We start from the raw sequence: 22,106 nt of genomic DNA, 5'->3' as shown, positions 1-22,106 counted from the left end.
ACTATCGGCGCAAGTTTCGGATTCGAGGATGCAATGACCCAAAATCGTGTTCTGATCGCCGGGGGCGGTATCGGCGGGCTGGCGCTGGCCCTGACGCTGCACCAGATCGGTGTGCCCTGCACCCTGTTTGAAAGCACGGGCGAGCTGCGCCCGCTGGGCGTCGGCATCAATCTGCAACCCAACGCCGTGCGCGAACTCGAAGCCTTGGGCATTGGCGAGGCGGAAATGGACGCTGTGGGCATCGCCGCGAAGGAATGGGCGCTGGTTGGCCTCAACGGCAAGGACATCTACAGCGAGCCGCGCGGCAAGAGCGCGGGCTATCACTGGCATCAATATGCGGTGCATCGCGGGCGTTTTCACCTGCTGCTCTATGCCCATGTGGTCGAAAGGCTGGGCGCGGATGCGGTACGGCTGGGCCAGAAAGTCACCGGCTATACCAAACAGGCCGATGGCAGCGTGGTTGCCCATGTCACGAAAAGCGACGGCACGGTGGCGGACGAACATGGCGCGCTGCTGATCGGCGCGGACGGCATCCATTCCAGTGTGCGCGCGCAGATGCATCCTGATCAGCGGCCGATCCGCTGGGGCGGCACATTGATGTGGCGCGGTACGGCGCGGGGCGTGCCGATCCGCACCGGATCATCCTTTGTCGGCCTTGGCACGCATCGCCACCGGGTCGTGATCTATCCGATCTCGGCGCCTGATGAAAACGGGCTGGCCGACATCAACTGGATTGCCGAACAGACCTATGATGCCACCCATGACTGGACCAAGACCGGCTGGTTCCGTCCATGCGAACTGTCTGATTTTTCGCATCATTTTGATGCCTTCGTCTATGACTGGCTCGACCTGCCCGCGCTGCTGGCCAAATCGGATGTGGCTTATGAAAATCCGATGATCGACCGCGACCCGATCCCCACCTGGGTCGATGGACCAGTGGCGCTGATCGGGGACGCGGCCCATCCGATGTATCCCACCGGATCGAATGGCGCCTCGCAGGCGATTGTCGATGCGCGCACGCTGGGCCGGTGTTTCATCGAGCATGGCGTCAATGCGCAGGCCTTGGCCGCCTTCGATGCCGAATTGTGCGGCCCGGTGGGTCAACTGGCGCTGCGCAATCGCGGGGCCGGGCCGTTCGGCCTGCTCAATCTGGTTGATGAACGCTGCGGGGGGACATTTGAGAACATCGACGATGTGATCCCCGAAGCCGAGCGCCGCCAATTCATGCTGGCCTATCAGACGGCGGCCGGTTTTGCCCGCGATGCGCTGAATGCCGCGCCGCCGATCATTCCCGCCGATGGGCGCATTGCCGAAAGGCTCGATCATGACACTGTTGCTTGAGCCGGTCTGCACCCTCGCCATCAATCTGACCCGTCCGCACGAGATGGGCGAGTGTCCGGGCGGCACCCGGCGGATCATTCCGATCGTGGGCGGAACGGCGGCAGGCGCGCTGATCAACGGGCGCATCCTCAACATCGGCGCCGATTGGCAGACGGTGCAGGCGGGCGGTCTGGCCCAACTGGACGCGCGCTATGCCATTGAAACGGACGATGGCGCGGTGGTCGAGGTAATCTCGCAAGGGATCCGGCATATGGCCCCCGACGTGGCCGCCCGCGCCGCCGGGGGCGAGGATGTGCCCTTCGATGCCTATTACATGCGCACCTTCATCCGGCTGGAAAGCGGGCACCCTGATTATGATTGGGTCAACCGCTCGCTGTTTCTGGCCACGGGCGGCAAGCGCGGCGCATCGGTACATCTCGATATTTTCCGCATCGGCTGACATCGCGCCGCATACCCTGCGGCGCGAACCGCAAACGGATCGGCGGGCGGGACGAAATACCAGCCCGCATTGCCAAGCCCCCTGCCCTTCGGTTCGTTCCGTGCGGGTCCGCTGCCGCATGACGAGAAAGATTGATCGCCGCCCGCTCGGGCACTAGCCTTGGAGCATGGCCAATCTTCCGCTGTTTCTCGCCTTTGTCGCCTCCGCCGCCCTGCTGACGATCACGCCGGGGCTGGACACCGTAATGGTCCTGCGCACGGCCAGCGTCGAGGGCCGCAGACCGGCGGCCATGGCGGCGGGCGGGATCGCGCTGGGCTGTCTGATCTGGGGCGCGGCGGTGTCTCTGGGGCTGGGCGCGCTGCTTCAGGCGTCGCAAATAGCCTATACGGCGGTCAAGCTGGCAGGGGCGGCCTATCTGCTCTGGCTGGGGGTCAAACTGCTGATCAACCCGCGCAAATCCCTGGAAATGAGCGGTGACTTCTCGCCCCCAAAAGGACAGGACAGCTTTCGCCGGGGCTTTCTGACCAACCTGCTCAACCCCAAGATGGGCGTGTTCTATATCACCTTCCTGCCGCAATTTGTGCCTGCGGGCGTGTCGGTGGCGGCCTACACTTTCTTTCTGGCCGGAGTGCATGTGCTGCTGGCCTTTGTGTGGTTTGCACTGCTGATCGCGGCCACGGTGCCACTTTCGGGCTTTCTACGCCGCCCCGGCGCGGTGCCGTTGCTCGATCGGTTGACGGGCGGCCTTTTCTTTGCCTTTGGCCTCAGACTGGCAACATCCTCGGCGCGATGATGCGGCAAATTCGGCGCGGCATCTGGTGTCGTCCCGCCAACATCGCTATCGCCGGTCGCGCGGCGAATGCTTCTTTCTTTTATGCCAGCTGTTCAGCAACGGTGCTGAAATCCGGACGTTCGACGGGGGCAACAGTCTGGCCGGCTATATTTCCTCTATGATCACCGGCATGGCGCCGTTGAGTCGGACGGCAGGCTTTTCGCTTCATGATCGAAAATATCGGCAACAGCGCCAAAGACGCAGGTAAGACCCGGCCGGGGGATGCTCTGTGCGCGCAACGCAGGTTGCACGATGCCCCTCACCGCCCGATGCGATGTTTCCCGCAATGACGAGATGGTCGCAGGCGTCGAGGCCGGGTGACAAAAGGCCGCAGGGGGGATCGTGACTTTTCCCATAAAGATCCGCCCATCAGTACAGGGCGGCCAAGGTGAACGAGGATGGAGGGGGGTCTCCCCTGCCCTGCGAGAGCATCCATGCGGGATAATCGAAAGGGCGGCTGATCTTCGGTCCAAGCCGTTTTCGGAAAAATCCGGCAGTTCGGCATGAGGCGGCCTGTGCTTTGTGCCATTCGGCCGGGAGGCTTTTTATTGGGGAGCGCCGATGATGGTTTGGCGGTCGGGGCAAGTGATGGTTAGCTTGCCTGCGCTGGATTTTCGCAACGGATAGAGTGTGGAGAATGGTCCGGAGGGGCTTTGGCAGCGCACGTCGAAGGCAGGGGAGACAAACTCCCCTGCCCTCTTTGGGACCTTAGCCGTTCAGCTTGTCCTTGACCGCCTTGGCGGCGGTGAAGCCCAGCTTCTTGGAAGCGGCGATCTGGATCGTGTCGCCGGTGGCCGGGTTGCGACCTTCTCGAGCGGCGCTTTCCTTGACCTTGAACTTGCCAAAGCCGTTGAGCGAAACTTCTTCGCCTTCAGCAGCAGCATCCGCGATGGCGGCAAAAACGGCATCCACATACTTGCGCGCGTCAGCTTTGGTGATGCCCTGCGAGGCAGCCAGCTTGTCGGCGAGATCGCTATTGTTCATGGTTTCAGTCCTTCAAGTGAAATGGATGGCCCCTGCTAATGCGTGTTGCGGCCGGGATCTATTGGAGATTTGGGGTTTTTGGGGCTGTTTTGGCGATACATCCACAGTTTTGCGCTCATTTGAAGCGATTTCGAGACTGTGCTGTGGCGTCGATCTGGAAATATGCTCCGCGTTGAGGCTCTGGCGGGATGGAACTTTGGAATACCCGGCATGAAATTGCAGCCCTGCAATTTTTTCGGAGTATGGTCGTATTTTATTGAAAATAAACAATTTTAACAATGCACGGCGCCGCTCTTGCGGTGACGTGATGATTCCAGATTCTAAAGATTCATGATTCAGCGCCATTTCCTATATAAATTTCAATGGTTTAAATGGTCATTCCTGACCGCATGGGGGCATTATCCTGTCCTTATGGGGGCAATAGCCTGTCTTCCTGGGGGATCTTAGCTGTCCTGATGGGGTATCCTGTCTTGTTGGGGGCGTGGAGGAGGATAGGGCATTTTCGCCAAGCACAGACACGTTTTTGGTTGCGTTTGTGTCATTCTTTGCTCTCGAAACCGAATCGGACAAGCTCTTTGTCGTGGCCTTTTGCGTGGGCCAAACTCTATCCTGTCCTTTTGGGGGCTAAACTGACCTGACTTGACCCGGCTGGTCAGGTCAGGCATCAATCGGCCAAACAAGGGCGCCGATTCATGGCTGAGGAAATGCAACTGGACATTGTCGAGGACTATGACGCCCAGGATCATGGCGTCGAGGACAATGACGCGGCCGTGACCGCGCGGGCCATGCGCGTGGCCGCGACGCTGGCGCGCAAGGGCGGCGATGAATTTGCCAAACCCGGCAAGCTGGTCGAGGTCCGCTTCGTCAAGGGACAGTCGCTCAGCCTCACCGCCTCCCGCCTGCTGGCTCTGATGATTCTGACGGCCGGGGGCGATGCTTGGCGCGACACGTCGCACAAATTGCGCAAGGCCGATATCCGGCGCGGCCACAAGGGCAATGAGCGTATCGTTGATATGCTTGAGGAATTGCATCGCACCCTGTTTGCCGAGGATGACAGGTCCTGGCGTGGGCGCAAGGCGACCAAACGTTTCAGCTTGATCGAATCGTCTTGGGAAGAGGTCGAGGAGGGCGACAAGGAAACCGGCTGGATCGAATGGCGTTTTACCCCGGATGCGCGCCGCCTTATTCAGGAATCGCAGACCTATTCGGTGATGAACCGTCAGGCGGTGCTGGGCTTCCGCTCGGCCTATGCGCTCAAACTGTATGAGGAAGGCGCGCTGCGGCTTCATCGGCGTCAGCCGATCTGGCGCGTCGATATTCTGGGCCTGCGCGCGGCGCTGGGTATCGATCCTGATAAATATGGCGATTTTGCCCAGTTGCGGCGTAAGGTATTGACTGTTGCGCAGTCCGAGATCGATCAATTGGCCCATTACAATCTGGAATGGAAAGAGATCCGCCGGGGCAGGGCGGTGGCTGAGATCGAGTTTCGTTTTGTCCCCAAAGACGCCCCGGCCCAGATCCAGACTGTTGACGAGCTTGAGCGGCACTCGGCCGGGCGCAAGGCGCGGCGCGATGGCGAGGTGGCGCGGATTGCCGCGCCGACGGCTGTGCCGGCCGTTGCTCCCGCACCTGCCCGCCCTCGGCGGACGGCGACAGCAGCTTCAACTCCTTGGGAAAAATTCCCCGATGGCTCGCTGCGTTACGGCACGGCCGAAGCTCCCTTTCGCGATGTCGCGTTGCGTTATGGCGGCGGCTGGGACATGGATGTGATCGCGGATGCCTATCGCCAGCAGATGGGTGACAGGTTGGGTGCGCTGCGCGGGGCGAAGCTGGAAAAATCCTGGCGCGGTTTTTGTGAGGCTTTTCTGGCCCGCCGCGGACGGCCCTGACCGGCGATTGCAGCCCTGCAATTCGCGGCAAAGGGCGACAAAACCGCCCCCACGAGGTCAGGATAGGCTTTGCCATTTTCACTTCATAACCCGCAGATTTCCGCCTTTGCGAATTATGCAGGATGCTTGACGAAAAAGTGAAAATCGGGCAGGTGGTATTTAACTTTCGAAAGGAGCACACATGGCTTCCGCGCTTGACGAAGTTCGCATGGAAGAAGCGCTCGATGTTGCCGCATTGGCTGATCGCTCTTCCTCAGTTCTGGAAAAACTCCGCTCCTCCGCGCGCGACATGCGGGCCGAGGAAAGGCGTGAGCCTTCCTTTCCGATCGGCAAGGCGGCCGAACTGGTCGGACGCACCACGGCCGCGATTCGCGAGGCCGAGAGCGACGGGCGCCTTGAAGCACCTCCGCGCGGCGAAAACAACCGCCGTCTGGGTTATACGCTGGCCCAGCTCAACGACATGCGCGGCACTTTTGGCACCCGCCCTTGGCGCGCGCCGGGCGATCCCTGCTCGATTCTGGCGGTCCAGAATTTCAAGGGCGGCGTGGGCAAATCGACGCTCTCGGTCCATTTGGCGCAATATCTGGCGATCCACGGCTATCGGGTGCTGCTGATCGACTGCGACAGTCAGGCTTCGGCCACCACGCTGTTCGGCTATGTTCCCGACCTCGATCTGGGAGAAGAGGATACGCTCTATCCCTTCCTGCGCGAGGGCGAGCGCGCGACGCTGGAATATGCGATCCGCAAGACCCATTTCGACGGGCTGGACCTGATCCCGGCCAACCTGCGCCTGTTCCAGTCCGAATATGAACTGGCCGCCCGCATGGCGCGGGGGCAGGGGGCTTTGCTCAACCGCCTCTCGCAGGGCATCCAGTCGGTGCAGGACCTCTACGATGTGGTGATCCTCGACCCGCCGCCGGCGCTGGGGGCGATTTCGCTATCGGTGCTGCGTGCGGCCAATGCGCTGGTGGTGCCGGTGCCGCCCACGGTGATGGACTTTTCCTCGACCGCGGCGTTTCTGGCTATGCTGGATGAAACGATCCAGGATCTTCAGCAATATGATCTGGCGCCGCAACTGGCTTTCCTGCGTTTCGTGGCCTCCAAGGTGGATGAAAACAAGTCGATGCAGCGCGGTCTGCTCGAACTGATGCGCCAGCTTTACGGCAATGCGATGGTCCGCACGCCGCTGAAGGACTCCGCCGAAATCGACAATGCCACCGCCCGTCTGATGACGGTTTACGAACTGTCCGGCCCCATGACCAGCAAGCAGGTGCGTGATCGCTGCCTGACCTATCTGGACGGGGTTTGTGGGGAAATCGAGGTGGATATTCGCCGCACATGGCCCAGTCATCTGGCCCGTCTGCGCAAGGAAGGACTGGCGTGATGCGCCAAAATTGCAGCCCTGCAATTTGTGAAGGGAGCGTATAAATGAGCTCGAAAAACAAGAGCTTCATGGCCGATCTGGTCTCGGTTGTCGAACCGGCTGCGGATGGAAACAGCCGCCCGTCGCGCCTAGGTGTGGGGGTGCTTTCGGGGCGCAACAACCGGCTTGCCGAACTGGCATCGGGCTCAGTGGTCAACAATCCGCAGGAACTGGTCGATCCCGATCGCTGCCGCATCTGGATCCGCCATAACCGCGATTATGCCGCGCTCAATGAAACGCGCTGTTCGGATCTGATCGAAAGCATTCTGGCGCAGGGCAAGCAGGAAGTGCCCGCCATTGTGCGGCGCGTCCACAATGATCCGAATTACGATTACGAGGTCATTTGCGGTGCTCGGCGCCATTGGTGCGTCAAATGGCTGCGGGCCAACAACCATCCGGAAATCCGCTATCTGGTGGAAATCCGCGATCTGACCGACGAGCAGGCTTTCCGCGTTTCGGATCTGGAAAACCGCGCGCGTGAGGATCTGAGCGATATTGAGCGCGCGCGCGATTATCTTCAGGCGCTGGGCCTCTATTATAACGGCCGCCAGAAGGACATGGCCAAGCGTTTGAACCAGTCCGAGGCGTGGTTGAGCCGCTATCTCGATCTGGCGCGCCTGCCGACCGACATTCTGAACTCTTTTGCCGACCCGTTTGAGCTGAAGATCTCGCATATTGGCGCGATCAAGCCGCTTCTCAAGGAAGATGACTGTCGCGCGGCGGTTTTGGCCGAGGCGCGGCGCATCCGCGACGGGCGGCGGATGGGCGAAGAGGACTTGCCCGCGACCGTGCCCGACATCATCCGCGCCTTTGGCGCCGTGGCCAACCGGGAAGCCGAAGCGCGAAAGAAAACTGCGCTGGTAAAAGCCCCCAAGAGGTCAGGATCGGACCAGATTGTCCTGCGAAATGGGGCCGGCGTGCCTTTGCTGCGTATCGAGGGCAAGGATCGCAAGAGCATCAGCCTGACGCTGTTTCCCAAGGATGGCGGCAGCAAGGAAGAGGTTGAAACGGCGCTGCGCGATCTGCTCGACCGTTATTGGGAAGATTAAGCGCCAAACCCCCGGAATGGCCAAAGGGCGAGCCATTCCGGGGAAAAGTCTGAAATTACAGCCCCGAAGCGCTGGCCAGCCCCACCATCCGCGCCGTTTCGATCAGGGCAGGGGCTATGTTAGAGCGCAAATGCTCGACACTGTGCTCCATCGCATTGACGCCGACATTGAGCGCTGCGATCACTTGGCCCTTGGCATTGCGCACCGGCACTGCAACCGAACGCAGCCCCACTTCCAGCTCCTGATCGACAATGGCCACCCCATCGCGGGCAATCCTGTCCAGCAGCGCCCGCAAATCCTCCAGCGAGCCCACCGTATGAGGCGTGCGCGCGGGCAGGGAGGCAGGGGGCAACAGAGCATCGCGCTGCTCCGGCGGCAGGCTGGCGAGCAAAATACGGCCCATGGACGTGCACCACGCGGGCAACCGGCTGCCGACATGCAGGCCGATCGCCATGATCCGGCTTTGCGAGGCGCGGGCGACATATAGCACATCGGCCCCGTCCAGCACCCCAAGAGAACAGGATTCCCCCAGCCGGTCGCGCAGATTTTCCAGCAGAGGCTGGGCGATGGCCGAGAGCGAGCGGTCGGACAGATAGGCCCGCGCCAGCCCCAAAACCTTGGGCCGCACCGAAAAAGATCGTTCATCCTGAGCCACATAGCCGGTCATCACCAGCGTATGCAGACAGCGCGCCACCACCCCGCGCGGCAGGCCGGTATGGCGGGCAAGGCTGGCGATGGACTGATCCGGGCCCAGTTCGACAAAGGCCTCCATGACCATCAGGCCGCGGGCCAGAGATTGCATGAAATCGGGATCTGACTGGCTCATGCGTGCCCCTCCTTTAGGCGGGGGCCTATGACAGCCCCCGCCCAACCTGTCGAGGTTCAGACGCGCTCGACAATCGCGGCAATGCCCTGGCCCACGCCCACGCACATGAAGGCGAGGGCATAGCGCCCGCCGGTCCGCTGCAATTCCTCGACCGCCGAGAGCGTGATGCGCGCGCCCGACATGCCCAAAGGATGGCCCAGCGCAATCGCCCCGCCATTGGGATTGACGCGCGGATCGGCCATATCCACCCCCAGATCGCGCAAGGTGGCGATGCCCTGCGCGGCAAAGGCTTCATTCAACTCGATAATATCCATGTCCGCCATGCCCAGCCCGGTGCGCGCAAACAGACGCCGCGCCGCCTCGACCGGACCGATGCCCATCACGCGGGGCGCCACGCCCGCGCTGGCCATCGCCACCACGCGCGCGCGCGGGGTCAGGCCATGAGTTTTAGCGGCATGTTCGCTGGCGATGATCATGGCGGCTGCGCCGTCGTTCAACCCGCTGGCATTGCCCGCCGTGATTGTGCCATCGGCGCGCACCACGGGTTTCAAACGGGCCAGAGCGTCCAGCGTGGTCGCGCGGGGGTGTTCATCGGCCGCAAAAACAAGGGGTTCGCCCTTTTTCTGCGGAATTTCGACCGGCACGATTTCCGCCGCCAGACGGCCATTGGCCTGGGCCGCCGCACATTTCTGCTGGCTGAGCAGGGCGAAGGCGTCCTGATCCTCGCGCGAGATGCCCCATTCGGCGGCAACATTTTCGGCCGTCTGGGGCATTGTATCAACGCCCCATGTCGCCTTCATCGCCGGATTGATGAAGCGCCAGCCCAGCGTCGTGTCCTCGATCTTCTGATCGCGGCCAAAGGCGCTGCCCGCCTTGCCCAGCACATAAGGCGCGCGGGTCATGCTTTCGGCGCCGCCCGCGATGATCAGGTCAGCATCGCCGCTGCGGATTGCCTGTGCGGCGATGCCGACCGCATTGAGTCCCGATCCGCACAAGCGGTTGACCGTCGTGCCGGGCACTTCCTTGGGCAGGCCCGAGAGCAGCCCGGCCATGCGCGCCAGATTGCGATTGTCCTCGCCCGCCTGATTGGCGCAGCCAAGGATGATGTCATCCACCGCGCCCCAATCCACGCCCATGTTGCGCAGCATAAGCGCGCGCAGCGGGATCGCGGCAAGGTCGTCGGCACGGATGGTCGAAAGCGAACCGTTGAGCCGACCGATGGGCGTGCGGATCGCATCACAGATAAAAGCCTGTTTCATGATACACTTACCTTCAAGGGCGCGCCGGTCTTGGCCAGCACGTCATCGACTGACACCCCCGGCGCGCATTCGATCAGCGTCAACCCGCCCGCCTTCTTGTCCACGGTGATCACCGCCAGATCGGTGATGATCAGATCGACCACGCCCCGGCCCGTCAGCGGCAAGGTGCATTGCGGCAGGATCTTGGGGCTGCCGTTTTTCGCGCAGTGGTCCATCACCACCACGATGCGCTTGACCCCGGCAACAAGGTCCATCGCCCCGCCCATGCCCTTCACCATCTTGCCCGGAATCGTCCAGTTGGCCAGATCGCCATTGGCGGCCACCTCCATCGCGCCCAGCACGGCCATGTCGATATGTCCGCCGCGGATCATCGCGAAACTGTCGGCGCTGGAAAAAAAGCTGCTGGTGGGCAGGGCCGTCACGGTCTGCTTGCCCGCATTGATCAGGTCGGGGTCGGCCTCGCCCTCATAGGGGAAAGGGCCGATGCCCAGCATCCCGTTTTCCGATTGCAGCGTGACCGTGATGCCCTCGGGCACGTAATTGGCCACCAGCGTCGGGATGCCGATGCCAAGGTTCACATAATAGCCATCGCGCAGTTCCTTTGCCGCGCGGGCGGCCATTTCATCGCGGGTCCAGACCATTACTCGGTCTCCTTCTTGCGGGTGGTCAGTTTTTCGATGCGCTTTTCATTGATGGTGGAAAGCACGATGCGGTCGACGAAAATCCCTGGCGTATGGATGCAATCAGGATCAAACGTCCCCTCCGGCACGATTTCCTCAACTTCGACCACGGTGACGCGCCCGGCGGTGGCCATGTTCGGGTTGAAATTGCGCGCGGTCTTGTTGAACATCAGATTGCCCGCCGGATCGGCCCGCCATGCCTTGATGATCGAGACATCGGCGCGCAGCCATGTTTCGCGTACATATTCCTCGCCGTCGAAGAATTCGGTCGGCTTGCCCTCGGCCACCACGGTGCCGACGCCGGTTTTGGTGTAGAAGGCGGGGATGCCCGCGCCCCCTGCGCGAATGCGTTCGGCCAGCGTGCCCTGCGGGGTCAGTTCCAGTTCCAGCTCGCCGCTCAGATATTGCTGCTCGAACAATTTGTTCTCGCCCACATAGGAGGAGATCATTTTGCGGATCTGGCGGCTTTCCAGCAGCATCCAAAGACCAAAGCCATCGGCGCCTGCATTGTTCGAGATCACCGTCAGGTCCTTCACGCCGCTGGCGCGGATCTGCGGGATCAGGCTCTCTGGATTGCCCGAGAGGCCAAAGCCCCCCGACATGATGGTCATCCCGTCAAACAGCAGCCCTTCGAGCGCGGCCGCGGGGGTGGGGAATATCTTTCCGGACACCTTGCTTCCTCTCTGGTATGAACGATAATCGGGCATATAGAACAATAATCGTTTCATAATCCATTCGGGGCAGCCGGTCAAACCCCACAGCAGCGGGCCCGACGTGCAAAAACCTCCCTGAGCGGCTCAGGAAGGCGCAGGAACGTGAAATGGAGGGGCGGATGGGGCAGGTAAGCCCCAGTTCTCAGAACGGCTTAGCGGGCCGTTCCGGCGCTGATTTGACCATCCCCACCTGGGGAGGGGAAACGGGCGCTCGGCGAGGGCGGAACGCCGCGATGCACCTCGACCAGCGGCATTGGCGCGCTGATCGGCCCGGTGGCGGCATGGCGAATCAGCAGGCGGGCGGTTTCCGAACGGTCGGTGGCGGGGGCAAAGAGATAGCCCTGGCCAAAGGGACAGCCCATTTCGCCCAATCGCTCGGCCTGATCGGCATGTTCGATCCCCTCGGCCGTGACAGTGGCGCCCCGTTTGTCGGCAATGGCCAGCAAGGCGGCGATGATCGTGCTGCTCAGATCGTCAACGGTCAGCCGGTCGATGAAGGATTTGTCGATCTTGAGACTGTCAAAGGGGAAATCGAGCAAATGGGTGAGCGAGGCATAGCCGGTGCCGAAATCGTCGAGTGCGATGCGGATGCCCTGTTCGCGCAGCGCGTCGATGGTGGCGGCCATATGGCGGTCATGGCGGTCGAAATAGACGCTTTCATTGACCTCTAGCACCAGTTGGCCGATCAGTTCGCGATCCCCGGCAAAGGCTTGCGTGATGACGGACAACAGCCGCGACCCGCGCAGGTCCGTCGCCGTGACATTGACCGCCATGGAGATGGGCGGAATGCCGCTTTCGCGCCACAGACGCAGATCTGCCGCCACCATTTCCAGCATGACGCGGGTCAACTGGCTGGCGATGCCGGGGGCAAGGGTTGCCTCGGCAAAGGCGCCCGCCGGGATGATCGCGCCATCGGGCGTCACCATCCGACACAAGGCCTCCAGCCCGACGATGCGCCGGTCGCTCAACCGCACGATCGGCTGATACCACGCGCGCAGGCGCCCTTCGGCCATCGCGGCCTGCACCGCCGAGATCGAGGACAGGCGTGCGGCCACCGGATCGCTCATGTCGGGCGTATAGCCGCGAAAGCCGCCGCGATGGACCGATTTGGCATGATAGAGCGCATGATCGGCATTGCGTCTGGTATCGGCCGCGCCGTGATCCTGGGCGCCCAGTGCGGCAAAGCCGATGGTCGCCTCGGGCAGGATAGAAAAGGTTGTAAAATCAATGGTTACGCCCAGATGCGTGAGCACATGGCGGGCAAAAGCCTCCAAGGCATCAAGCCGGTCGGGCGCCACGATCAGAATGGCAAATTCATCGCCGCCGATGCGAAAGGCCCGGTCGGGCGAGGCCAGCTTTGCCAGTCGTCCGGCTGTTTCCTGCAACAGCCGGTCGCCCGCCTCGTGGCCGAACGTGTCATTGGTGGTTTTCAGATTATCCAGATCGACCAGCATCAGCGCCCAGGAACCGGGCGTATCGCAATCGATATGTTCCAGCGTCTGTTCAAAACTGCGCCGGTTGGGCAGGTTGGTGAGCGCATCCATATTCGCGCTGCGCTCGCGCTCGGTCACGCGCAGATGACGCGCCATGGCCAGTTCGCAAAGATGGATGCAGATTTCGACCAATTGGCGCTCGTCCTGGGTCGGCCCCCGGCTTTGGCGGAAATAGAGCGCGAATGTCGCCAGCACGAGGCCGGAAGGATCGAGGATGGGCGAGGACCAGCACGCCCGCAGCCCCAACGGGAGCGCCGCATCGCGGAAATTGGCCCAGCGCGGATCGCCTGCAATATCGCGGACCTCGACCGGGGCGCGGATATAGGCCGCCGTGCCGCAGGAGCCGACATTGGGCCCGATGGCCAGATTGTTGAGCCCGGCACTGTAGGCATCAGGCAGGCTGGGGGCGGCCAGCGGGTGGAGCATACCGCCCCGGTCCACCATCAGGACCGAACAGGTAACCTCTGGAAAATTGGCCTCAAACGCCCGGCATAAATGGTCCATCACCCGGTCGAGCGAGTCGCCGCGGGCGATATGTTCCAGCGTCGTAACCCTGAGATCGATCACTCGGGCCCCCCTCGCAACGGTTCTGCATCATCTGCCTAGGGAACATATCGCCCTTATGATTAATCATTCCCTTCCTGCGGGCCGTGGATTCGACGCATCAGGCCCCGTATTAAGACTATTTTAGCCAAATTGGGGTTTTAGCCAATAGGGCTCGCCGGGGTCAGGACCCGGAAGATTTCCGGGCCGCAATATGTAGGCATGCTTCCAAAGTCAGTCATTTGCATCAGGCGCCGGGTCCGCGCTTGCGCTTCGAGAGGGTGATCATGGTCAAATTTAACATCCGCACCCTGATTTTGGCCGGTTTTGCGGGGATTTTGGCAACGATCCTGCTGGTCGGCCTCTATGCCCATTCGCGTCTGGCGATGACCGAGGACCATGTCGTTGCGCTGAACAATGATGCTGTGGCCGGACTTTACCAGAGCGCCCAGATCAAGGATGCGCTGGTGGCCGATTTCCTCAAGGCGCGCGAGGCGGCGACGCAAGGCAAGAGCGCCGACAGCCCGCCATCCTCGGTCGAACCGATGATCGCGGCCTATGAGCCGACAATCTTCACCGAATCCGACCGCGAAACCTTCTCCCGATTCAAGCGCGATTACGTCGCCTATCGCAGCGCCGAGCAGGATGTTTACGCCGGCAAGGGGCAGGTCGATACTTTGCTCTCGCGTTACAAGGTTGCCTATGATGATACCGGCGCGCTGACACAGGGCAACCAGAAGCGGGCGGTGGAACGGATCGACGAGATCGGCGGACAGATGCTCTCGCTTCAGAATTCGATGACGGTCGGTTTCCTGATCGCCCTGGCGGTGGCCTTTCTGGCCGGCTACCTGCTGCTTTCCGCGATCATTCCGCCGCTCAAGCGGCTGACGGGCCTGATGGATGTCATGCGTCAGGGCGATTTCACCCAGCGCATGCCGATCATGCGCGACGATGAACTGGGCGATCTGAGCGAAGGCTTCAACCGCATGGCCGATGAGGTGATGGAACTGGTCGGACAGGTCCAGCGTTCGGGCATCCGTGTCAGCACCTCGATGACCGAGATCGCCGCCACCTCGAAACAGCAGCAGGCCACCGCCGCCGAAGTCGCCGCCACCACCACCCAGATCGGCGCCACCTCGCGCGAGATCGCCGTCACGTCGAAGGAGCTGGTGCGCACGATGACCGATGTGGCCGCTGTTTCGGAGGCCGCCGCCGCGCTGGCTTCGGGCGGGCGCAGTGGGCTGGCCGAGATGGAAGACACGATGGCGCAGGTGATGGAAGCGGCCAACTCGATCAACGCCAAGCTGGCGGTTCTCAACGAAAAAGCGGGCGATATCAATCAGGTGGTGACAACCATCACCAAGGTGGCCGATCAGACCAACCTGCTCTCGCTCAATGCCGCGATCGAGGCGGAAAAGGCGGGCGAATATGGGCGCGGCTTTGCCGTCGTTTCCTCGGAAATCCGCCGTCTGGCCGATCAGACGGCGGTGGCCACCTATGACATCGAACAGATGGTCAAGGATATCCAGTCGGCCGTTTCGGCCAGCGTGATGGGCATGGACAAATTCTCCGAGGAAGTGCGCCGGGGCCTGCATGATGTTCATGCGATCGGCGACAAATTCTCCGAAATCATCATGCAGGTGCAGGCTCTGGCCCCGCGCTTTGAAAGTGTGAACGAGGGGATGCAGACCCAGGCCACGGGCGCCGAACAGATCAGCGAAGCCCTCGTGCAATTGAGCGAGGCGACCCAGCAGACCGTGGAATCCCTGCGCCAGTCGACCTCGGCCATCGAAGAACTCAATCATGTTTCGACCAACCTGCATGGCAGCATCGCCCGCTTCAAGCTGACGGCGGCATGACGAGGGGCGCGTAACGACAGGATTTGCGGCTCATGCTTTTTCTTCATTTCCGCATTGGTGAAGGCAGTTATGCGCTGGCGGCCGAGCGGATTGTCGAGATCGTGCCGCTGGCGCCACTGCGCACGATCCGTCAGGGGCCGGACACGGCCGATCTGCCCACGGATCAGAGTTTTGAATATCGTGGACAATTTGTGCCGGTGATCGACCTGTGCCTGCTCGACCTTGGCCGTCCGGCGCGTCGGCGGCTGTCCACGCGGATCATTATCGTGCGCCATCCGGGGGTGCCTGACGCGCTGCTCGGCATGATCGCGGAAAATGCCACCGCCATGTTGCGGCTGGAACCGGAGGATTTCGCACCCTTTGCCAAAGGGCCGGATGGGTTGATCCAGCGGGTCGATCTGCCCGATCTGCTGCCGCCGGCGATGCTGGATGGAACCTTGCGCATTGAGGCCCATCCATGACCGACACCCGCTTTGCCGATCTGCTGGAACGGGTGATGGGTCTGAGTGCGGCCTCCATCGGGCCGGGCGCGATTGAGCGCGCGGTCGATGCGCGCCGCCGCGAAACGGGCCTGCGCGACGGCGATGCCTATTGGGCGCTGTTGCAGGCCTCCTCCGCCGAGGTGCAGCAACTGATCGAGGCGGTGGTCGTTCCTGAAACGTGGTTTTTCCGCAATCCTCAGGCCTTTCGTGCGATGGAGCGCGATGTTCTGGGCCCGCGCCTGCGCGCAGATCCGCAAGCCGGCGCCCGCCTGCTCAGCCTGCCCTGCTCGACCGGCGAGGAAGCCTATACGATGGCCATGGCGCTGATGGAGGGCGGGATTGAGCCGCACCGTTTCAGCATCGAAGCGGTCGATATCAGCCAGCATGCCATCGATATGGCGCGCGCAGGCTGCTATGGTCGCAATTCCTTTCGCGGCCACGAACTGGCCTTTCGTGACCGCTATTTCGATGCTCGCCCTCATGGCTGGGCTGTGCGCGATGAGGTCCGCGCCCCGGTCCGCTTTGCTCAGGGCAATATCTTTGCCCCCGGCTTTATGGCGCAGGCGGGCGGATTTGACGTCATCTTCTGCCGCAACATGCTGATTTATTTTGACATACCCCGCCAAAAGCAGGCGATTGCCGTGCTCCGCCGGTTGCTTGCCCCCGATGGCACCCTGTTTGTCGGCCATTCCGAGGCGGGGTTGATGCGCGCGGAGGGTTTTGTATCGGCGGGCATGGCGATGGCCTTTGCCTTTCGCCGCGCGCCTGAGGCCGCCGCTCTGCGCGCTCCCGCTGGCCCCACGGCCACAGTTGCCCCTCCGCCGCGCGCCTCTTTGCGCGCCCCGGTGGCCAAACGCCCGGCGGCCCTGCGCGTGATCGAGCGGGTCCGCCCCACGTGCCCTGAAACCACGCGCAGCATCGCCAAAACGCTCGATCTGGCTGCTTTGCGCCGGATGGCCGACGATGGCCGGGTCGAGGAAGCCGAGCGCGGCGCGCAGACCTATATCCGCGAAAACGGCGCCTCGCCCGATGCTTTGCTGCTGCTGGGCCTGATCAGCGATGCGGCCGGGCAAGGCAAGGCGGCGGCCCATTATTACCGCAAGGTGCTCTATCTCGATCCGGGCAATGTCGAGGCGCTGGGCCATCTGGCGCTCCTGCTGCGCCGCGAGGGCGACCATGCCGGGGCCAGATTGATCGATGAGCGCATGCGCCGTCAGGATGGACGGAGGAACTGATGGGGCAGCCTTCTTCCGCCGCCGGGCCAGATATTGACGCCTGCTGGAAAAGCATGGGGATTCAGGGGGATAAATCATGCCCTGAATTGCCGAGCCATTCCCATTGCCGCAATTGCCCCCGCTTTTCCCAGGCTGCGGCCATGCTGCTCGACCGCGATCTGCCGGTGGATCACGATGCCTCGCCGGTGGCGCGGGCCGATGAGGAGGACCGGCACGGCGGGGAATCGGTGATGGTCTTTCGGCTGGGCGCGGAATGGTTCGCCCTGCCCACGCTGGTGCTGGACGAGATCCTGCGCCTGCGCCCTGTCCATACGCTGCCGCATCGTGGGCATCCGGGCCTGCTGGGGCTGGTCAATGTGCGCGGCGAACTGGTGATCTGCGTTTCCATTGCGCAGTTGCTGATCGGGCCGATGGCTGTGGGCGGCCATGGGCGGCTGGTGGTGGTGCGCCATGAGGGTCGCCGTCTGGCCTTTCCCGTTGATGAGGTGCAGCATTTGCGCAACCATGACACGCGCGCTCTGCGCCCGGTGCCCGTCACGCTGGCGCGTTCGGCCTCGGCCTATACGCGCGGCCTGCTGGGTTGGCAGGGGATGCAGGTGGGGCGGCTGGATGAGGATCTGGTCTTTGCCGCGATGGAGCGCTTTCTGGCATGAAGCATGTGGATCCTTCATCGCTCTCGCTGCGCGATCTGTTCCGGATCGAGGCCGAGGAGCAGACCAAGGCCCTGACCGACGCCCTGCTGGCGCTGGAAAAGGACCCGGCTCAGGGCGACATGCTGGAATGCTGCATGCGGGCGGCCCATTCGCTGAAGGGCGCGGCGCGGATTGTGGGCGTTCATCCGGCGGTGACGGTGGCCCATGCGATGGAGGATATTTTCGTTCTGGCGCAGGGGGGGCAGCTGCGTCTGGCTCCGGCCCAGATCGACCTGCTGCTCAGCGGCGTGGACCTGCTCTCGGCGCTGGCCGGGCAGGGGGAGGGCGAGAATTTCGACGAGGATATCTGGCAGGCCGATGCAGAGCGCTTTGCCGCCGCACTGACCGCCGCGCCCGTGGCGAGCGAGCCGGAACCTGCGCCACCGCCGGTGATTGTGGCCGCTGTGCCTGAAAAGCTCCTGCCCGAAAAGCCGGGCGAGGGGGACCGCGCCTTGCGGGTCAGCGCGGAAAATCTCAACCGCCTGCTCGACATGGCGGGCGAATCCTTGGTCGAAACGCGGCGTCTGGCCCCGCTTGAACAATCGCTCTTGCGGCTCAAGCGGATGCATCATCAGGCCGCCACCGCGATTGACGCCTTGCAGGCGGCGCTGCCTGCCGATCTGCTGGATGAGCGGGCAACTTCGGCGCTGGAGGAAGCGCGGCGGCGGCTGTTTGATTGTCGGCGGCAACTGGCGGGCGGGCTCGATGAACTCGAAGCCTCGAACCACCGCACCACCAATCTGGCCCATCGCCTGTATAACCAGGCGCTGATGGTGCGGATGCGGCCCTTTGCCGATGGTATGGCCGCTTTTCCCCGCATGGTGCGCGATATTGCGCGCGAATTGGGCAAGCAGGTCCGCTTCGAAATCCTGGGCGAGCGCACCCAGGTTGACCGTGATATTTTGGAAAAGCTGGACGCGCCGCTGGGCCATTTGCTGCGCAATGCGCTGGACCATGGCATGGAAAGCCCCGAGGAGCGCCGCGCGGCGGGCAAGCCCGCCGAAGGGTTCATTCGCGTCGAGGCCAGCCATCAGGCGGGCGCCTTGCAGATCATTGTTTCCGACGATGGGCGGGGCATCGACCTGTCCGCCATCCGCCGCACGATCATCGCGCGCGGATTGGCCGCGCCCGATACGGCGGCGCGGTTGACCGAAGCCGAATTGCTCGAATTCCTCTTCCTGCCCGGCTTTACGATGAAAAGCGACGTTACCGAGATTTCCGGGCGCGGCGTGGGGCTGGACATCGTGCAGGACATGATCCGCCAGGTGCGCGGCCGGGTGCGGATCATCTCGCGCCATGGCGAGGGCACGCGGTTCCGGCTGGAATTGCCGCTGACACTCTCGGTGGTGCGCGCCTTGCTGGTCGATATCGGCGGCGAGCCTTATGCCTTTCCCTTTGCCCATATTGCGGGCGCGATGAAAGTGCCCGCCGATCAGGTCCGCACGGTCGAGGGGCGCCAGCATATCCTGATCGAGGGCCATGCAGTGGGGCTGGTGGGCGCGCATCAGGTGCTGGGCTGCGCCCCGCCCGAGGGCGCGCCCGATCAGCTTTGCGTGGTGCTGCTGGGCGCGGGGGAACAGATGTTCGCGCTGGTGGTCGATGGCTTTACCGGCGGGCGCGAACTGGTGGTGCAGCCGCTCGATCCGCGTCTGGGCAAGATCAAGGATATCAGCGCGGCCTCGCTGACCGAGGATGGCGCGCCGCTGCTGATCGTTGATGTCGAGGATATGCTGCGCTCGCTGGAAAAGCTGGCGGCGACGGACCGTCTGGCCCCGGTCGGGCGCGAAATCGGGGTCGAGGCGGGGGCGCGGCGCAAGCGGGTGCTGGTGGTGGACGATTCCTTCACTGTGCGCGAATTGCAGCGTAAATTGCTCGATCATCATGGTTATGAGGTCGAAGTGGCGGTCGATGGGATGGACGGCTGGAACGCGCTGCGCCATGGCCGCTTTGATCTGGTGGTCAGCGATATCGACATGCCGCGCATGGACGGCATCGAACTGGTCCGCCGCATCCGCCATGATCCCGCGCTCAAGGCCATGCCGGTGATGATCCTGTCCTATAAGGACCGCGAGGAGGACCGCCGGCGCGGGCTGGAAGTGGGGGCAGATTATTACCTCACCAAAGGTAGTTTCCAGAATGACGCCCTGATTGATGCCGTGATAGACCTGATCGGGGAGAGCGCGGCATGAGAATTGGCATCGTCAATGACTTGCCGCTGGCGGTCGAGGCATTGCGCCGGGTTTTGGCGCAGGCGCCCCAGCATCAGGTGGCATGGACCGCCGCCGACGGGGTCGAAGCCGTGGACATGGCGCTGCGCGACCGGCCCGACATCATCCTGATGGATCTGGTGATGCCGCGCATGAACGGGGTGGAGGCCACGCGCCGGATCATGGCCGAGGCGCCCTGCGCCATTCTGGTGGTAACATCGGATATTGAAAGCAATGCCGCGCAGGTCTTTGCCGCGATGGGCAAGGGCGCGCTCGATGCGGTCGATACGCCTCTGCTGCATGGCGCGCCGATGGCGGGCAGACATCCGCTGCTGACCAAGATCGACGCGGTGGGCCGCCTGATCGAGGCGGGCAGCAGCGCGCCCGCGCCCAAAACCGGCGAACGCGCCGCAACCCGCCATCTGGTGGCCATCGGCGCCTCGGCGGGGGGGCCGGCGGCACTGGCCACGATCCTCAAGGAGCTTCCCGCCGGGTTTTCCGCCGGGATCGTCATTGTCCAGCATGTCGATGCCCGTTTCGCTCAGGGGCTGGCGCAATGGCTGAACGATCAATCCGCGCTCTCGGTCCGTTTGGCGCAGGAGGGCGACCGGGTGCGCCCCGGCGAGGTGCTGGTGGCCGGGACGGACGATCATCTCGTGTTCAAGTCACCGGAAAGACTGGGTTATTCCAGCGAGCCCGCCGATCACACCTATCGCCCCTCCATCGATGTTTTCTTTCGCAGCGCGGGTCAGTTCTGGCCGGGTGCGCTCACCGGCCTGCTGCTTACCGGCATGGGCGCCGACGGGGCACGTGGATTGAAGGAATTGCGCGACAAAGGTCATTTGACCATGGCGCAGGATAAGGCTTCCAGCGCGGTGTATGGTATGCCAAAGGCTGCGCTCCAGCTTGATGCGGCGCGCGAAGTGCTTCCCCTCGAACAGATCGCGCGCCGGTTGACCGACCTTCCCGGCCTGCGCCTTTCGACGAAAGGATTGTCAGAATGATTCCCCAGGTCTCGGTCGATCCCGATATCGACGATACCGAACAGCCGATCCCCAGCCAGCCCATCATGGTTCTGCTGGTCGATGACCAGATCATGGTGGGCGAGGCGGTGCGCCGCGCGCTGCTGGACGAGGTGGGGATCGAGTTCCACTATTGCTCGAACCCGCTTGATGCTTTGGCGATTGCCCGCACGGTGCAGCCCACGGTGATCCTGCAGGATCTGGTGATGCCCTCGGTCAACGGGCTGGATCTGGTGCGCCAGTATCGCGCCGATCCGCATACGCGCAACACCCCGATCATCGTTTTGTCCACCAAGGAAGAAGCCAGCGTCAAGAGCGACGCCTTTCGCGCGGGGGCCAATGACTATCTGGTCAAATTGCCCGACCGGATCGAGTTGATCGCGCGCATCCGCTATCATTCGGCGGCCTATCTCTCACAGATCCAGCGCGATGAGGCCTATCGCGCGCTGCGCAAGAGCCAGCAGGAGCTGATGCAGGCCAATTTCGCGCTGCAAAGGTTAACCAATGTCGATGGGCTGACGGGGCTGAGCAACCGGCGCTATTTCGACGAATATTTCGAGACCGAATGGCGCCAGGCCGCGCGTGATCGCCAGCCTTTGTCCTTGCTGATCATTGATATCGACCATTTCAAGCAATTCAACGACACCTATGGCCATCTGGCCGGGGATGAGGTGCTGCGCAAGGTGGCGCAGGCGGTGCAGGCCGCGTTTCGGCGGCCCAAGGATCTGGTGGTGCGGTTGGGCGGTGAGGAATTTGTCGTCGTGCTGCCCGCCACGCCGCTGGGCCATCTGGCCATGCTGGCCCAGCGCGCGGTCGAGGCGGTCGAGGCGCTCGATCTGGCCCATTCCTCCTCGCCGGTATCGGGCCGGGTGACGATCAGCGTGGGCGGCGCGGGATGCCAACCCGACCGTGATGACCGGCGGCTGGCGCTGATGGAGGCGGCCGACAAGGCGCTCTACGAGGCCAAGCGCTCAGGCCGCAATCGGGCGGTGATTGATCGCGGCCAGAGCTGACGCATGATCCGACCTGATTGAATCGAAACGCAACACCATGCCCGGCGTAACCGAGCAGCGGACAGACGCCAGGCCCTGTGTGCCGCCATCGGCGGTTTTGCACCGCGACGCTTGTGATCGGGCTG

General features: G+C 62.9%; 20 protein-coding genes. 13 read left to right on the top strand and 7 right to left on the bottom strand.

The window, feature by feature from the left end; translation table 11 throughout:
• Positions 1 to 33 precede the first annotated feature (33 nt).
• The 3 genes from PQ457_RS21550 (at position 34) to PQ457_RS21540 (ending at position 2,573) form a co-directional block, all read left to right on the top strand.
• Positions 34 to 1,341 (top strand): flavin-dependent oxidoreductase, encoded by a 1,308-nt coding sequence (locus tag PQ457_RS21550; protein WP_273619847.1) that lies wholly within the window; start codon positions 34 to 36, stop codon positions 1,339 to 1,341.
• Positions 1,325 to 1,780 (top strand): DUF3237 domain-containing protein, encoded by a 456-nt coding sequence (locus tag PQ457_RS21545; protein ID WP_273619846.1) that lies wholly within the window; start codon positions 1,325 to 1,327, stop codon positions 1,778 to 1,780. Before PQ457_RS21550 ends, PQ457_RS21545 begins: the two co-directional genes overlap by 17 nt.
• A 166-nt stretch (positions 1,781 to 1,946) precedes the next feature.
• Positions 1,947 to 2,573: a LysE family translocator gene (locus PQ457_RS21540; RefSeq protein WP_273619845.1), complete on the top strand. Its 627-nt coding sequence runs from the start codon at positions 1,947 to 1,949 to the stop codon at positions 2,571 to 2,573.
• A gap of 747 nt (positions 2,574 to 3,320) precedes the next feature.
• On the opposite strand, the gene PQ457_RS21535 is transcribed toward PQ457_RS21540, so the two are convergent.
• The gene (locus PQ457_RS21535; protein ID WP_168601342.1) at positions 3,321 to 3,596 is read right to left on the bottom strand and encodes an HU family DNA-binding protein; all 276 of its coding nucleotides are present in this window, start codon (positions 3,594 to 3,596) and stop codon (positions 3,321 to 3,323) included.
• A gap of 12 nt (positions 3,597 to 3,608) precedes the next feature.
• Positions 3,609 to 3,941, bottom strand: coding sequence for a hypothetical protein (locus PQ457_RS21530; protein WP_273619844.1), 333 nt, complete (start codon positions 3,939 to 3,941; stop codon positions 3,609 to 3,611).
• Positions 3,942 to 4,381: 440 nt separating this feature from the next.
• Here PQ457_RS21530 and PQ457_RS21525 point away from each other — a divergent pair, with 440 nt between their 5' ends.
• The 3 genes from PQ457_RS21525 (at position 4,382) to PQ457_RS21515 (ending at position 7,957) form a co-directional block, all read left to right on the top strand.
• Positions 4,382 to 5,485, top strand: coding sequence for a replication initiation protein (locus PQ457_RS21525; RefSeq protein ID WP_337958513.1), 1,104 nt, complete (start codon positions 4,382 to 4,384; stop codon positions 5,483 to 5,485).
• A 181-nt stretch (positions 5,486 to 5,666) separates the two neighbouring features.
• On the top strand, positions 5,667 to 6,869 hold the full coding sequence (locus PQ457_RS21520) for an AAA family ATPase (RefSeq protein WP_273619842.1): 1,203 nt from the start codon (positions 5,667 to 5,669) through the stop codon (positions 6,867 to 6,869).
• 44 nt (positions 6,870 to 6,913) lie between these two features.
• On the top strand, positions 6,914 to 7,957 hold the full coding sequence (locus PQ457_RS21515) for a ParB/RepB/Spo0J family partition protein (protein ID WP_273619841.1): 1,044 nt from the start codon (positions 6,914 to 6,916) through the stop codon (positions 7,955 to 7,957).
• Between the two features lie 55 nt (positions 7,958 to 8,012).
• Here the strand turns inward: PQ457_RS21515 and PQ457_RS21510 are convergent, their stop codons facing one another.
• The 5 genes from PQ457_RS21510 to PQ457_RS21490 all read right to left on the bottom strand — a co-directional run bounded on the left by PQ457_RS21510 (position 8,013) and on the right by PQ457_RS21490 (position 13,495).
• Complete coding sequence (locus PQ457_RS21510) at positions 8,013 to 8,783, bottom strand: IclR family transcriptional regulator domain-containing protein (RefSeq protein ID WP_273619840.1); 771 nt, start codon at positions 8,781 to 8,783, stop codon at positions 8,013 to 8,015.
• A 56-nt stretch (positions 8,784 to 8,839) separates the two neighbouring features.
• Positions 8,840 to 10,042, bottom strand: a complete 1,203-nt coding sequence (gene pcaF, locus PQ457_RS21505; RefSeq protein ID WP_273619839.1) for a 3-oxoadipyl-CoA thiolase — start codon at positions 10,040 to 10,042, stop codon at positions 8,840 to 8,842.
• A complete protein-coding gene (locus PQ457_RS21500) occupies positions 10,039 to 10,683 on the bottom strand; it encodes a 3-oxoacid CoA-transferase subunit B (protein ID WP_273619838.1) in 645 nt (214 codons plus the stop codon). Before PQ457_RS21500 ends, pcaF begins: the two co-directional genes overlap by 4 nt.
• Entirely contained in the window at positions 10,683 to 11,333 is a 651-nt protein-coding gene (locus PQ457_RS21495) for a CoA transferase subunit A (protein WP_420541024.1), read from the bottom strand. The genes PQ457_RS21500 and PQ457_RS21495 overlap by 1 nt, the downstream gene beginning before the upstream one ends.
• Positions 11,334 to 11,587: 254 nt before the next feature.
• A complete protein-coding gene (locus tag PQ457_RS21490) occupies positions 11,588 to 13,495 on the bottom strand; it encodes a putative bifunctional diguanylate cyclase/phosphodiesterase (RefSeq protein ID WP_273619836.1) in 1,908 nt (635 codons plus the stop codon).
• Between the two features lie 263 nt (positions 13,496 to 13,758).
• On the opposite strand from PQ457_RS21490, the gene PQ457_RS21485 reads away from it, so the two are divergent.
• The 7 genes from PQ457_RS21485 (at position 13,759) to PQ457_RS21455 (ending at position 21,981) form a co-directional block, all read left to right on the top strand.
• A complete protein-coding gene (locus PQ457_RS21485; protein ID WP_273619835.1) occupies positions 13,759 to 15,330 on the top strand; it encodes a methyl-accepting chemotaxis protein in 1,572 nt (523 codons plus the stop codon).
• Positions 15,331 to 15,362: 32 nt separating this feature from the next.
• Positions 15,363 to 15,791: a chemotaxis protein CheW gene (locus tag PQ457_RS21480; RefSeq protein ID WP_168601333.1), complete on the top strand. Its 429-nt coding sequence runs from the start codon at positions 15,363 to 15,365 to the stop codon at positions 15,789 to 15,791.
• Complete coding sequence (locus PQ457_RS21475; protein ID WP_273619834.1) at positions 15,788 to 17,047, top strand: CheR family methyltransferase; 1,260 nt, start codon at positions 15,788 to 15,790, stop codon at positions 17,045 to 17,047. The genes PQ457_RS21480 and PQ457_RS21475 overlap by 4 nt, the downstream gene beginning before the upstream one ends.
• A 140-nt stretch (positions 17,048 to 17,187) precedes the next feature.
• Positions 17,188 to 17,700, top strand: a complete 513-nt coding sequence (locus PQ457_RS21470) for a chemotaxis protein CheW (protein WP_273619833.1) — start codon at positions 17,188 to 17,190, stop codon at positions 17,698 to 17,700.
• The gene (locus PQ457_RS21465) at positions 17,697 to 19,928 is read left to right on the top strand and encodes a hybrid sensor histidine kinase/response regulator (protein WP_273619832.1); all 2,232 of its coding nucleotides are present in this window, start codon (positions 17,697 to 17,699) and stop codon (positions 19,926 to 19,928) included. Before PQ457_RS21470 ends, PQ457_RS21465 begins: the two co-directional genes overlap by 4 nt.
• Positions 19,925 to 20,950 (top strand): chemotaxis response regulator protein-glutamate methylesterase, encoded by a 1,026-nt coding sequence (gene cheB / locus PQ457_RS21460; protein ID WP_273619831.1) that lies wholly within the window; start codon positions 19,925 to 19,927, stop codon positions 20,948 to 20,950. The genes PQ457_RS21465 and cheB overlap by 4 nt, the downstream gene beginning before the upstream one ends.
• Positions 20,947 to 21,981, top strand: coding sequence for a diguanylate cyclase domain-containing protein (locus PQ457_RS21455; RefSeq protein WP_273619830.1), 1,035 nt, complete (start codon positions 20,947 to 20,949; stop codon positions 21,979 to 21,981). Before cheB ends, PQ457_RS21455 begins: the two co-directional genes overlap by 4 nt.
• The last annotated feature ends 125 nt before the right edge of the window (positions 21,982 to 22,106 follow it).

Source organism: Novosphingobium humi (genome assembly GCF_028607105.1).
In the GTDB taxonomy this organism is placed as follows: Bacteria; Pseudomonadota; Alphaproteobacteria; order Sphingomonadales; family Sphingomonadaceae; genus Novosphingobium; species Novosphingobium humi.
This window is presented reverse-complemented; position numbering and strand designations above follow the sequence as displayed.